1 protein-coding gene is annotated in these 15357 nt (G+C 74.7%); it reads left to right on the top strand.

Translation table 11 applies throughout. The annotated features are described in order from the left end of the window. Positions 1-11: 11 nt before the first annotated feature. A partial coding sequence (locus tag ABZ562_RS31330; protein WP_361486007.1) for a non-ribosomal peptide synthase/polyketide synthase occupies positions 12-15357 on the top strand: 15346 nt, incomplete at its 3' end.

Genomic DNA, 15357 nt, shown 5'->3' on the forward strand with positions numbered 1-15357 from the left:
GGACAGACAACATGACGTCTTCGAGGAACAGCCGCGCCTCCGCCCTGCCCGAGGAGATGCGGGAGGCCCTGCGCCGCCGGCTCGCGGGCAAGGCCGGACGCCCCGGGACCGGGATCCCCCGCGCGGACCGCACACGGCCCCTTCCGCTGTCGTTCGCGCAAACGCGGCTGTGGTTCCTGCACACCCTGCAGCCGGACGAGGCGGGCTACAACAGCGCGGTCGCCCTGCGGCTGACCGGCGCCCTGGACACCGCCGCGCTCTCCCGGGCGCTGGACGCCCTGGTGGAGCGCCACGAGGCGCTGCGGACCGTCTTCGATGACGGTGACGGACAGCCGTCGCAGGTGGTGCGCGAGGCCACCGCGGTGCCGCTGCCGGTGGCCGACCTCACCGGCGACCCCGGGGCGCTGGAGGACACGCTGCTCGCCGAGTACTCCCGCCCGTTCGACCTGCGCACCGGGCCCCTGCTGCGGGCGCTGCTGGTGCGGCTGGCCGACGAGGAGCACGTCCTGCTGCTCACCGCCCATCACATCGTCACCGACGGCTGGTCCATGGGCATCCTGCAGGACGAGCTGTGCGCGCTGTACGGGGACGGGCCGGCCGGCCTGCCGCCGGTGCCGGTGCAGTACCCGGACTTCGCGGTGTGGCAGCGCGAGCGGCTTTCCGGGGCCACCCTGGACAAGCAGCTCGACTACTGGAAGGGGCGGCTCGCGGACACCGTCCCGCTGGAACTGCCCACCGACCGCCCCCGGCCCAGGTCGCGCACCTCGGCGGGCGCGGTGCACGAGTTCACCGTGGACCGCGCGGTCGCGGCGCGGCTGAAGGAGCTGGCGGCGGAGCGGCGCACCACCCTGTTCACCGTGCTGGTCGCCGCGTGCCAGGGGCTGTTCGCCCGCTGGTCGGGGCAGGACGACATCGCGCTGGGCACCGTCACCTCCGGCCGTGGCCGCACCGAACTGGAGCGCGCCGTCGGGTTCTTCGTGAACACCGTGGTGCTGCGCTCCGGGGTCGACGTCGCGCGTTCGTACCGCGAGCTGATCGACGAGGCCGGTACGACGGTCCTCGACGCCTTCGCGCACGACGAGACGCCGTTCGAGCGGCTGGTGGAGGCCGTGGGGGCGCGCCGGGACGCCGGGCGGAACCCGCTGTTCGACGTGATGGTGCTGCTCCACAGCGCCCCGAGCGGCGCGCCCCGTCCGGCCGGTCTGACGGCGACGGGCGTCGATGTGCCCAGGCGGTCCTCGACGTTCGACCTCAGCGTGGAGTTCGTGGAGGACGGCGGGGAGCTGCGGGGGCTGCTGGAGTACAGCACCGAGCTGTTCGACGCGCAGACCGCCGAGCGGATGGCGGGGCATCTGCTGGTGCTGCTCGACGCGGCGAGCGCCGAGCCGGACCGGCCGGTGCGGGAGCTTCCGCTGCTGACGCGGGAGGAGCGGCGGCAGGTGTCGGCGTGGGGCCACGGTCCCGCGCTGGACGTGGAGCCGACGACGTTCCCCGCCGTGTTCGAGGCTCAGGCGGCCCGTACCCCGGCGGCGACGGCGCTGGTCGCCGGGGAGGTGAGGTACGACTTCGCGGCGCTCAACGCCGCCGCCAACCGGCTGGCGCACCGGCTGATCGGGCTGGGCGTGGGCCCCGAGCGGATCGTCGGGGTGAAGCTGCCGCGCACCGCCGACATGGTCGTGGCGATCCTCGCCGTCCTCAAGGCGGGCGGCGTCTATCTGCCCATCGACCCCGAACTGCCGCAGGAGCGCGTCGCGTTCCTGCTGGAGGACGCCCGGCCGATGCTGGTGCTGGACGAGGAAACCGTGCGCGCGGTCCCGGCCACGCTGCCCCAGGCCGACCCCACCGACGCCGACCGGATCGGCACGCCGCACCCGGACGGCGCGGCGTACATCATCTACACCTCCGGCTCCACCGGCCGCCCCAAGGGGGTGGCGGTGACGCACCGGGCCATGGTGAACCTGCTCGTGGGCCACCGCCACGGTTTCGTGGCCGAGGCGGGCGGCGGTCCGCTGCGCGCCGCGCTGACCGCGTCGTTCTCCTTCGACACCTCGCTGGAGGGGCTGCTGCTGCTGGCCGACGGCCATGAGCTGCACCTCATCGACGAGACCACCCGGCTCGACCCGGCGGCGCTGGTGGACCACATCGCCGGGCACCGGATCGACTTCCTCGACCTCACCCCGTCGTATCTGCGGCAGCTCCTCCCGGCCGGACTGCTCACCGATTCCCGGCACCGGCCCCGGGTGCTGATGCTGGGCGGTGAGGCCATCGGCCAGTCGCTGTGGCGCCAGCTGGCGGAGGCCCCCGGCACCACGGCGTACAACTTCTACGGCCCGACCGAATGCACCATCGACGCGCTCGCCGCCCGCATCGGCGGTGGCGGGCGGCCGGTGGTGGGGCGGCCGCTGGGCAATCTGCGCGCCTATGTGCTCGACACCCGGCTCCAGCCGGTCCCCGCCGGGGTCGCGGGAGAGCTGTATCTGGCCGGGGACCAGCTCGCGCGCGGCTATCCGCACCGCCCGGGCCTCACCGCCGAGCGGTTCGTGGCCGATCCGTTCGGGCCCGCGGGCGGCCGGATGTACCGCACCGGCGATGTGGCCCGCTGGACCGCCGCCGGGGAGCTGGACTACCTGGGCCGCGCCGATGACCAGGTGAAGATCCGGGGCCACCGGATCGAACCGGGCGAGATCGAGGCCGCGTTGCTCGATCTGCCGTCCGTCGCCGAGGCGGCCGTGGTCGCCGTGACCGACGACCGCGACCACGCGCGGCTGGCCGCCTACTACGTACCGGCCGCCTCCGCCGAACCGCCCACCGCGCAGGAGCTGCGGGCGGCCCTGAAGCGCACGCTGCCGGGCCACATGGTGCCCGGCGCGTTCGTCGCCCTGGACGCCATGCCGCTGACCACGAGCGGCAAGCTGGACCGGCGGGCGCTGCCCGACCCGCGCCCCGACGCCGACCGCCGGGAGCACGCCCACACGGCTCCGCGCACCCCGGTGGAGGAGGAGCTGGCCCGGATCTGGGCCGAGGTGCTGGGCGCCGGGACGGTCGGGGTGACGGACAACTTCTTCGAGCTCGGCGGCGACTCCATCCTCAGCATCCAGGCCGTCTCCCGGGCGCGCCAGGCCGGGCTGCGGCTCAGCTCCCGGGACGTGTTCCTGCACCAGACCATCGCCGACCTGGCCGCCGCCATCACCCCGCGCACCGCGCCCGGTACGGACGAGGGCACCGCCGCCGCCGAGCCGACGGGCCCGGCGCCGCTGACCCCGATCCAGCACTGGTTCTTCGCCACCCACGGCCCGCTGCGCCACTTCACCATGTCGATGGTCGTGGACCTGCCGTACGAGGTGGACGAGACCGCGCTGAACACCGCCCTGGAGTCGGTGGCCGCCCACCACCCGGCGCTGCGCACCCGGTTCGTGAACGAGAGCGGCGAGTGGCGCCAGCACGCCGACGCCCCCGTGGCCGGTCCGCTGATCCGCCGCCACGACCTGTCCGGGCTGGAGGGCGACGCGCTGCACGCCGCGGCCGAGGCGGCCGCCGGGGCCGCCCGCGCCGAACTCGACCTGACCACCGGCGCGTTGCTGCGCGCCGCCCTGATCCTGCGCGGCGCGGGGGCCCGGCCGAAGCTGTTCCTGACCGCACACCACCTGGCCGTGGACAGCGTCTCCTGGCGCATCCTGCTCGGCGACCTGGAGACCGCCTACCGGCAGGCGGTGGCCGGGGACACCGTCGAACTCGATCCGGTCGGGACCCCGTTCACCCAGTGGGCCCACCGGCTGAGCGGCCATGTGCTGGCCGGGGACCTGGACGGCGATCTGCCGTACTGGGAGGGCGTGGCGCGCGCGGGCGGCGCGGAGCTGCCGGTGGACCGCCCGGGCCGCGCCACCGCCGGCACCACCCGCACGGTCCGGGTGCGGCTGGACCGCGACACGACCGACGCGCTGCTGCGCCGGGTGCCGGGGGTGTACCGGACGCAGATCAACGACGTCCTGATGAGCGCGCTCGGCCGGGTGCTCGCCGACTGGACGCACACCGACCGGGTGCTGGTGGCGATGGAGGGCCACGGCCGGGAGGAGATCGACGACACCGTCGAACTGTCCCGCACGGTCGGCTGGTTCACCACCCAGTACCCGGTGGCGCTCACCCTGCCCGACGGTGGCTGGGGCCCGGTCCTGAAGTCGGTGAAGGAGCAGCTGCGGGCGCTGCCCCGCAAGGGGCTGAGCTACGAGGCGCTGGCCCACTTGAGCGCCCCCGGCTCCCCCGCCCGCGCGCTGCGCGACGCCACGCTGCCGGGCATCTGCTTCAACTACCACGGCCAGTGGGACTCCGTCGCCGGCGACGACGCGTTCACCCTCACCGGCGAGACCCTGGGCCAGGACCTCGCCGCCGACGAGCCCTCGACGTATCCGCTCGACGTCTCGGGCGTGGTGGCCGCCGGGGAGCTGGAGCTGACCTGGCTGTACTCCGACCGCGTCCACGACGGGGCCACGGTGCGGCGGCTCGCGGACGGGATGCTGGCGGCGCTGCGGGAGATCGTCGGCCACTGCGCCGAGCCGGGCGCGGGCGGCCGTACGCCGTCGGACTTCCCGCTCGCCCGGCTGGACCAGGCGGGCGTGGACCGGCTGGTGGGCGACGGGCGCGGAATCGAGGACGTCTATCCGCTGACCCCGCTCCAGGAGGGCATGCTCTTCCACCGCCTGGTGGGCGAGGGGAAGGACGTCTATCTGGACCAGGCCACCCTGACGCTGGCCGGGGTGAGCGACCCGGAGGCGTTCGCCCTCGCCTGGCAGCGGACGGTCGACCGTACGCCGGTGCTGCGCAGCGGCGTGGTGTGGGAGGACGTCGAGCGGCCCGTGCAGTTCGTACGCCACCGGGCCGCCGTGCCCATCACCCAGGTGGACTGGCGGGAGCTGCCGGAGGAGCGGCGCGCGGCCGAGCTGGACCGGCTGCGGGAGCGGGACCTTGCGCTCGGCCTGGATCTGACGGAGCCGCCGCTGATGCGGCTGACCATCGTGCGGCTGCCCGGCGACCGGGTGGAGCTGATCTGGACCTCGCACCATCTGATCCTGGACGGCTGGAGCCTGGCGCAGGTCTTCACCGAGGTGTGCGAGCGGTACGCCGCGGCCGCCCAGGGAGAGGGCCCGGCGCTGACCGCCCGGCGGCCCTTCCGCGACTATCTGCACTGGCTGGACCGCCAGGACGGGCGGGAGGCCGAGGAGTACTGGCGGGCGCTGCTCGCGGGAGTCAACGCGCCGACTCCGCTGCCGTACGACCGCAAGCCCCTGGAGTCGCACCGGGCCGGTTCCTCGGCGACGGTGGCGGTGGCGCTGGGGACCGGTGTCTCGGCGGAGCTGCGCGCGGCCGCCCGGCGCCACGGCCTGACCGTCAACACGATCGTGCAGGGCGCCTGGGCGCTGCTGCTGTCGCGGTACAGCGGCGAGGCGGACGTGGTGTTCGGCACCACCGTCTCGGGCCGCCCGGCCGAGCTGGCCGGGGTCGAGTCCATGGTGGGCATGTTCATCAACACCCTGCCCACCCGGGTACGGGTGGACGGGGCCCGGAACACCGCCGAGTGGCTGCGGGACCTCCAGGTGGCGCAGGCCGGGGCGCGGGGCTTCGAATCCGTATCGCTGTCCCAGCTGTCGGCGTGGAGCGAGGTCCCGGCCGGTACGCCGCTGTTCGACAGCATGGTGGCCTTCGAGAACTACCCCTTCGACGACTCCTCGGCGCGCGAGGCCGGGCTGCGGATCCTGGACGTCCAGTCGACGGATGCCACGAACTTCCCGCTGAGCCTGCGGGCGCATCTCTCCGACCGGCTCGGCTTCGACCTCGGCTATGACCCGGAGCTGTTCGACGCCGGGACCGCTAAGGCCCTCGCCGACCGGCTGTGCCAGGTGCTGACCGGCATCGCGGCCGACCCCGACCGTCCGCTGCGGGCCCTGCCGTGGACGACGGCCGAGGAGCGGCGGCGGATCCTGGTGGAGTGGAACGGCTCGGCGGAGGAGGTGACGGAGCGGACCGTGGTGGACCTGTTCGAGGAGCAGGCCGCCCGCACCCCGGACGCCACCGCCGTCACCTGCGGCGCGGAGTCGCTGTCGTACGCGGAACTCGACGCGAGCGCGGGCCGGTTGGCCCATCGGCTCGCCGCCGGGGGCGCGGCGCGGGAGCGGTATGTGGCACTCGCCCTGCCCCGCTCGCTCGACATGATCGTGGCGATCGTGGCCGTGCTGAAGACCGGGGCGGCGTATCTGCCGATCGATCCGGACCAGCCGGCCGGGCGGATCGCCCATATGCTCGCCGACGCCGAACCCGTAACTCTGCTGACCACCGCCGGCCTGGACGAGCGGATCGCGGCGGACACCGGCGTGCCCCGGCTGTGCCTGGACGACCCGGCCGTGGCCGCCGATCTGCGGCAGCGCCCGGCCACCCTCCCGGCCGCCGCCCGGCCGCTGCCGGACAGCCCGGCCTACGCCATCTACACCTCGGGGTCGACCGGTAGCCCCAAGGGCGTGGTCATCCCGCACGCCAATGTGGTGCGGCTGTTCTCGCAGACCCGCCAGTGGTTCTCGTTCGACGCTTCGGACGTGTGGACGCTGTTCCACAGTTACGCCTTCGACTTCTCCGTCTGGGAGATCTGGGGGCCGCTGCTGCACGGCGGCCGCCTCGTGGTCGTCCCGTACGCGGTCTCGCGCTCCCCGCAGGAGTTCCTGCGGCTGCTGGAGGACGAGCGGGTGACGGTGCTCAACCAGACGCCGTCGGCGTTCTACGCGCTGATGCGCGCGGACGAGGAAAACGCTGAGAGCCCCGGGGCGCGGCTTTCGCTGCGCCGGGTGATCTTCGGCGGTGAGGCGCTCGACCCGCGCCGCCTGGAGGGCTGGTACGCACGCCACGCGGACACCGCGCCCGTGCTGGTCAACATGTACGGGATCACCGAGACCACCGTGCACGTCACCCACACCGCCCTGGACCGCGCCACCGCGGCCCGCGCCGCCGGCAGCGGTATCGGCACCGGCATCCCCGACCTGCGGATCTACGTCCTCGACGACGCCCTCGAACCGGTGCCGCCGGGCGCGGTCGGCGAGCTGTACGTGGCGGGCGCGGGGCTGGCCCGTGGCTATCTGCGCCGCCCCGGGCTGACCGCGTCCCGTTTCGTCGCCGACCCGTTCGGCCCGCCGGGCAGCCGGATGTACCGCACCGGCGACCGGGCCCGGTGGAGCGCGGACGGCGAGCTGGAGTATCTGGGCCGCGCCGACGACCAGGTGAAGATCCGCGGTTTCCGGATCGAGCCCGGTGAGATCGAGGCCGCCCTGACCGCGCACCCGGCAGTGGCGCACGCCGTGGTGATCGCGCGGGAGGACCGGCCCGGGGTGCGGCGGCTGGTCGCGTACACCGTGGCCGGTGCCACGGCCGAGCCGCCGTCCGCCGCACGCTTGCGGGAATTCCTCGGCCGCTCCCTGCCCGAGCACATGATTCCGGCCGCCTACGTCCCGCTGGACACCCTGCCGCTGACCGTCAACGGCAAGCTGGACCGGGCCGCGCTGCCCGCCCCGGGCGCGGACGGCCTCGCCACCAGCGGCGAGCGGATCGCCCCGCGCACCGAGGCGGAACGCACGGTGGCCCGGGTGTGGGCCGAGGTCCTGGGGGTCGAGGAGGCGGGGGCCGGGGACAACTTCTTCGCCCTGGGCGGCGATTCGATCCTCGCCATCCGGGTGGCCTCCCGGCTGCGTACCGCCTTCGGCACGGACGTCTCGCCACGCACCCTGTTCACCCACGCCACCGTCGCCGCCCTGGCCGCCGCCTTGAGCACCCCGGACGGCGCCGCGCCGCGCGGTGCGATCCCGGCCGTGGAGCGGGGCGGGGACCTGCCGCTGTCGTACGCGCAAGCGCGCCTGTGGTTCCTGGACGGCTTCGACGACCGCGACACCGAGTACGTGACCCCGTTCGCGCTGCGGCTGCGCGGGCGGCTCGACACCGCCGCCCTGCGCACCGCGCTCGACGGCCTGGTGGCCCGGCACGAGCCGCTGCGCACCACGTTCGCCGAGGTGGACGGCCACGGTGTGCAGCGGATCCACGACCCGTACCGGGTCGAGCTGCCGCGCCACGACCTCACCGCCTTCCCCGCCACCGAGCGCGAACGGGAGCTGGAGCGGCTGCTCGTACGAGAGGGCGCCACCGCCTTCTCCTTGCGCACCGGTCCGCTGCTGCGCGCCTCCCTGATCCGGCTGGACGACGAGGAACACGTCCTCACCCTCACCATGCACCACATCGTCACCGACGGCTGGTCCACCGCCGTCCTCAGCGACGATCTGAGCGAGCTGTACGCCGCGGCGGTGGCGGGCCGCAGCCCCGAACTGCCCCCGCTGCCGCTGGGGTACGCCGACTACGCGGCCTGGCAGCGCGATCCGGACGGCGGGGCCGCCACGGTGGAACCGCAGCTGGAGCACTGGCGGAAGACCCTGGCCGGCCTGGCCCCGCTGGAGCTGCCGACGGACCGGCCGCGCCCGGCGGTGCAGACCAAGAACGGTGCGCTGCTGGACTTCACCCTCGACGCGGGTCTGGTGGACCGGCTCCGCGAGACCGGGCGGCGGAGCGACGGCACCCTCTTCATGACCCTGCTCGCCACCTGCCAGGTGCTGCTGGCGCGCTGCTCGGGGCAGGAGGACATCGCGGTGGGCACCGTGACCTCCGGCCGGGAGCGGCCGGAACTGGAGCGCCTGGTCGGGATGTTCGTGAACACGCTCGTGCTGCGCGGCCGGGTGCGCGCGGACCGCCCGTTCGGCGAACTGCTCCAGGAGGTGCGCGACACCGTCCTTACCGCCTTCGCCCACCAGGACGTGCCGTTCGAGCGGATCGTCGACACCCTCCAGCCGGAGCGGGACACCAGCCGCACCCCGCTGTTCCAGGTGATGGTGGCGCTGCACAACCTGGGCGGCGAGGTGCCGAGCCTGCCCGGGCTCGCCGTGGAGGCCGTGCGCATCCCGAGCCGAACCGCCGCCTTCGACCTCGGCTTCGACTTCGTGGAACACCGGGGCGCCCTGACCGGGTTCGTGGAGTACAACACCGATCTGTTCGACGCCGCGACCGTGCGGCGGATGGTCCATCAGCTGCGGCTGCTGCTGGAGGCGGTGGCGGACGACCCCGGCCGCAGGGTGGGCGAACTCCCGCTGCTGACCGCGCGGGAGCGGCACACCGTGCTGGAGGAGTGGAACGACACCGCGCTGCCGGTGGCGGACACCACCTTCCCGCGCCTCTTCGAGGAGCGGGCGGCCCGCACCCCGCAGGCCACCGCGCTGGTCGCCGCCGACGCCACCTACGACTTCGCGGAACTGAACGCCCGCGCCAACCGGCTGGCCCACCATCTGATCGCGCTCGGGGCCGGCCCCGAGACGGTGGTGGCGGTCCGGCTGCCGCGCACCGCCGAGCTGATGGTGGCCCAGCTCGCCGTCCTCAAGTCGGGCGGCACGTATCTGTACGTCGATCCGGAGCTGCCCGCCGAGCGCGTCACGTTCCTGCTGGAGGACGCGGTGCCCGCGGTGGTCCTCACCCCCGAGGCGCTGCGCGACGCGCCGCTGAGCGAGCTGCCCGCCACCGACCCCACCGACCGGGACCGGCGCTCCCCGCTGCGCCCCGCGAACACGGCGTACATCAACTACACCTCGGGTTCCACCGGCCGCCCCAAGGGGGTCGCCGTCGAACACCGCCAGCTGGTCAACCTCTGCCACGACCACCTGGCCGCGCTCATCGGGCCGCACGCCGCCGAGGCGGGCCGTCCGCTGCGCGCGGCGCTGACCGCGGCGTTCTCCTTCGACACCTCCTGGGAGGGCGCCGTGTTCCTGGCCGCGGGCCAGGAGGTGCATCTGATCGACGACGCGGTACGGCTCGACCCCGCCTCCCTGGTCGAACTGATCCGCGCCCGGGCGCTGGACTTCCTCGACCTCACCCCCTCGTATCTGCACGAGCTGATGGCCGCCGGGCTGTTCGGCGGCCGCCACCGGCCCCGGATCGTCATGGTGGGCGGCGAGGCGCTGGGGGCCGCCCTGTGGCGGGAGCTGCGCGCGCTGCCCGGCGTGGCGGCGTACAACTTCTACGGGCCCACCGAGTGCGCCGTCGACGCCGTGTACGGGCGCCTCACCGACCTCGGGGACCGTCCGCTCATCGGGCGCCCCGGCCACAACCTGCGGGCGTACGTCCTGGACGAGGCGCTGCGCCCTGTACCCCCCGGGGTGCCGGGCGAACTGCACCTGGCCGGTGCCCAGGTCGTGCGCGGCTATCTCGGCCGGCCGGGGCTGACCGCGCGCCACTTCGTCCCCGACCCGTACGGCCCGCCCGGCTCCCGGATGTACCGCACCGGCGACCGGGCCCGCTGGACGGCGGACGGGGTGCTCGAATTCCTCGGCCGGGCCGACGAACAGGTCAAGATCCGTGGCTTCCGCATCGAGCCCGGTGAGATCGAGGCCGCCGTGCTGGACCATCCGGCGGTCGAGGACGCCGTGGTGGTGGTCCGGGAGGACACCGGCCACCGGCGGCTGGTGTGCTACCTCGTGGCCACCGGGGCGGACGGCGCGCCCGGCGCGGCGGAGCTGCGCACCCGGCTCAAGCGGACCCTGCCCGACTACATGGTCCCGGCGGCCTTCGTGCCGCTGGACCGGATGCCGCGTACGGATGCCGGAAAGGTCGACCGGCGGGCGCTGCCCGCGCCGCCCGCGCAGCCGGACGCGGAGACCGCGTACGTGGCGCCGCGCACCGAGACCGAAACCGTGCTCGCGCGCGTGTGGTCCGAGGTGCTCGGCTCCCCGCGGATCGGCGTGGAGGACAACTTCTTCGCCCTGGGCGGCGATTCGATCCTCAGCATCCAGATCGTCTCCCGCGCCCGCCAGGCCGGGCTGCGGATCACCTCCAAGGACATCTTCCGCCACCAGACCATCGCGGAACTCGGCTTGAGCATCGGGTCCGCCCCGGAGCGGGACCCGGCTCCGGCCGGTCCGCCGACGGGCCCGGCCCCGCTGACCCCGATCCAGCACTGGTACCTGGACGGGCGGCGGCCCGGCGATCCGCACCACTTCACCATGACCCACCGGCTGCGGCTCGCCGACGACCTCGACGAGACCGCGCTGCGGCGGGCGGTGGACACCCTCGTGGCACACCACGCGGCGCTGCGCACCCGGTTCCTCGTCATCGACGGTGAGTGGGCGCAGGAGGTCCTGCCCGCCGCGCCGGGGCCGGCCATCGAACGGCACGATCTGTCCGGCCTCGGCGACGAAGCACAGGCGGATGCCGTACGAGAGGCCACGGTCGCGGCGCAGACCGGGCTGGACATCTCCGAGGGCGCGGTGCTGAAGGCCCTGCTGTTCACCTACGGTCCGCGGCGGGCGCCCGAACTGGTCGTCACCGTGCACCATCTGGTGGTCGACGGCGTGTCCTGGCGCGTCCTGCTCGGCGATCTGGAGACCGCGTACGACCAGGCCGTATCCGGAGCCACGCCCGCTCTGCCCCCGGCGAGCAGCGCCTACGCACACTGGGCGGCCCGGCTGGCGGAGCACGTGCGCTCCGGCGGGCTCGACGGCGACCTGGAGTACTGGACGCGCACCGCGCGCGCCACGCCCGCTCCGCTGCCCGTCGACCGCCACGGTGCCAACACCCAGCGGACGGCGGCCACGGTGACCGTCGCCCTCGGCCGCGCCGAGACCGAGGCGCTGCTGCGGGACGTCCCGGAGGTCTACCGCACCCAGATCAACGATGTGCTGCTCAGCGCGCTCGGCCGGAGCCTGGCCCGCTGGACCGGTGGCGACACCGTGCTGATCGGGGTGGAGGGGCACGGCCGCGAGGACCTGTTCGATGAGCTGGACCTCTCCCGTACGGTGGGCTGGTTCACCGCCGAGTTCCCGCTCGCGCTGACCGTCGCGCCGGGCGCGGACTGGCGGGACACGCTGCGGTCCGTCAAGGAGCAGCTGCACGCCGTCCCGCACCGCGGGCTGAGCCACGGGGCGCTGCGCCACCTCTCCCCCACCGCGGGCGAGGCGCTGCGCGGCGGTCCGGCGCCGCAGATCGGGTTCAACTACCACGGCCAGTGGGATGTCGCCGCGGCCGACGAGGCCACCGGCCTGTACCGGGCCGCCCTGCCCACCACCGGCCGGGACGCCCCGGACGGCGAGACCCGTACCTATCTGCTGGAAGTCACCGGAGCGGTCCAGGGCGGCCGGCTGGAGCTGGGCTGGACCTATCCGGCGCTGATGTACGACGAGGCGACCGTGCGCCGCCTCGCCGAGGACGTCATGGCCGCGCTGCGGGAGATCGTCGCGCACTGCGCGGAGCCCGGCGCGGGCGGCCGCAGCCCCTCCGACTTCCCGCTCGCCCGGCTCGACCAGCGCCAGGTGGATCTGATCGCGGGCGACGGCAGGGACGTGGAGGACATCTATCCGCTGACCCCGTTGCAGGCGGGCATGCTCTTCCACGGCCTGGTCGACACCGGCGGCGCCTACTTCGACCAGATCGCGCTGCGCATCGGCGGCATCGCCGACCCGGACGCCTTCGCCGCCGCCTGGCAGCGGGTCGTGGACCGGACACCGGTGTTGCGCAGCGAAGTCCGCTGGGAGGGTCTTGAGGAGCCCGTCCAGGTGGTGCGTCGCCATGCCGCGCTGCCCACCGCCCGGCACGACTGGCGGGATCTCTCGCCGGACGGGCGACAGGCCGCGCTGGAGCGGCTGCTCGCCGAGGACCGGGCGGCCGGGATGGAGCTGACGGCGGCCCCGCTGAGCCGGATCGCGGTGGCGCGGCTGACCGACGACGAGATCATGCTGGTGTGGACCTCGCACCATCTGATGCTGGACGGCTGGTCCACCGGGCAGATCTTCGCCGAGGTGTGCGAGCACTACGCGGCGCTCACCGAGGGCCGCGGCCTGAACCCGCCCGCGCGCCGCCCGTTCCGGGACTTCCTGCGCTGGCTGCGGGAGCAGGACCAGGAGCGGGCCGAGCGGCACTGGCGGGACGTCCTGGCGGGCTTCACCGCCCGGACCCCGCTGCCGTACGACCGGCCGCCGAGGGAGGCGCACCGCGCCGTCTCCGGCGCGCTGACCCGGCTGGAGCTGACCGGGGAGGTGTCCGCGCGGCTGCGCGAGACGGCCCGCGGCCATGGGCTGACGGTGAACACGGTGGTGCAGGGCGCCTGGGCGCTGCTGCTGTCCCGGTACAGCGGCGAGCCGGACGTGGTGTTCGGCACCACCGCCTCGGGCCGCCCGGACGGGCTGCCGGGGGTGGAGACGATGATCGGCATGTTCATCAACACGGTCCCCACCCGGGCCGTGGCCGACGGCGGCCGCGATGTGGCGGGCTGGCTGCGGGAGCTGCAGGACCAGCAGAGCGAGTCCCGCCGCTTCGACTCCGTCTCCCTCTCACGCATCCAGTCCGTGAGCGAACTGGCCTCCGCCGAGGCGCTGTTCGACTCCATGGTGGTCTTCGAGAACTACCCGTTCGACGAGGAGTCGGCGGCCGGTGCCGGGATCGCGATCCGGGAGGTGCGGGCCGAGGACGCCACGAACTTCCCGCTGGTCTGCCGCGCCTATCTCGGCGACCGGCTCGGGTTCGACATCGCCTACGATCCCGCCCTGTTCGACGCGGCGACGGCGGAGCGGGCGGCACGCCACCTGGGGACGCTCCTGACCGGCATCGCCGACGGCGCCGGGCGCACCCTGGACGATCTGCGGCTGCTGACCGGGCCCGAGGAGCGCCGGGCGGTGCGGGAGTGGAACGACACCGCCCGGCCGCTGCCCACGGACTCGCTCGCGGAGCTGTTCGCCGAGCAGGCCGCGCGGACCCCGGACGCCATCGCCGTCACCGACGGCGACACCGCCCTCGGCTACCGCGACCTCGACGCGTGGTCGGGCCGGCTGGCGGCGGTCCTGGCCGAGTCGGGGGTGCGCGCCGAGGACCCGGTGGCGCTGCTCATGGACCGGTCGGCCGCACTCGTCGTGGCGCAGCTCGCGGTGGTCAGGGCCGGCGGGGTGTACGTCCCCGTGGACACCCGCGCACCGCGCGCACGGCAGCGGGAGCTGCTGGAGCGGACGGGCGCGACGGTGGTGCTGACGGCGGACGACGTGGCCGCCGCGCGCGACGGCGAGCGGACGCCGCCCGCCGTGCCGGTGGACCGGGACAACCTGGCGTACGTGATGTTCACCTCCGGGTCGACCGGGGTGCCGAAGGCCGTGGGGGTGCGCCACCGCGATGTGGCGGCGCTCGCCTTCCACCGGGCGTTCGCGAGCGGCGGCCACGCACGGGTGCCGCTGCACTCCCCGGTGGCGTTCGACGCCGCCACCTACGAGGTGTGGGTGCCGCTGCTGCGCGGCGGCCGGGTGGTGGTGGCCCCGCCGGGCGAGCTGGACGCGGCGGGCCTGCGGCGGCTGGTGGCCGGGCACGGGGTGACGGGCCTGTGGCTGACCGCCGGGCTGTTCCGGCTGCTGGCGCAGGACGACCCGGAGTGCTTCGCTGGGCTGCGCGAGGTGTGGACCGGTGGCGATGTGGTGCCCGCTGCGGCCGTGCGCCGGGTGCTGGCGGCCTGCCCCGGGCTGACCGTCGTGGACGGCTACGGGCCGACCGAGACGACGACGTTCGCCACCGCCTTCCCGATGGCCGAGGCGGACGAGGTGCCCGAGGTGGTGCCGATCGGCGGGCCGCTGGACAACACGCGGGTGTACGTGCTGGACGCGCGGCTGCGGACCGTACCGCCGGGTGTCGTCGGTGAACTCTTCGTCGCCGGTGAGGGCGTGGCCCGCGGCTATCTGGGCCGCCCGGGTGCGACGGCGGCGGCCTTCCTCGCCGATCCGTACGGGCCCGCCGGGGAGCGGATGTACCGCACCGGCGACCTGGCGCGGCGGCGCCCGGACGGCACGGTGGAGTTCGTCGGCCGCGCCGACCAGCAGGTGAAGGTCCGGGGCTTCCGGATCGAGCCGGGCGAGGTGGAGAGCGTACTGACCGCGCATCCCGGGGTGGCGGACGCCGCGGTGGTGGCCCGGGAGGACCGCCCCGGGGTGAAGCGGCTGGTGGCCTATGTGGTGCCGGAGGGCGGCGACGGGGGCGTGGACGGCGCGGAGCTGCGCGCCCATGTGGCGGCCGGGCTCCCGGACTACATGGTGCCCTCCGCGGTGGTCCCGCTGGACGCGCTGCCGCTGAGCCGCAACGGCAAGCTGGACCGTACGGCGCTGCCCGCCCCGGATTCCGCCCCCGACCGGGCCGCCTACGTGGCCCCGCGCGACGAGGCCGAGCGGCGCGTGGCGCGGATCCTGGCCGAGGTGCTGGGGGCCGAACGGGTCGGACCTGGTTCTACCACCGCGACAGCGTCCAGGAGCTCCACGCCCCGGCGTGGACCGG

The organism is Streptomyces sp. NPDC019937 (genome assembly GCF_040631655.1).
Taxonomy (GTDB): domain Bacteria; phylum Actinomycetota; class Actinomycetes; order Streptomycetales; family Streptomycetaceae; genus Streptomyces.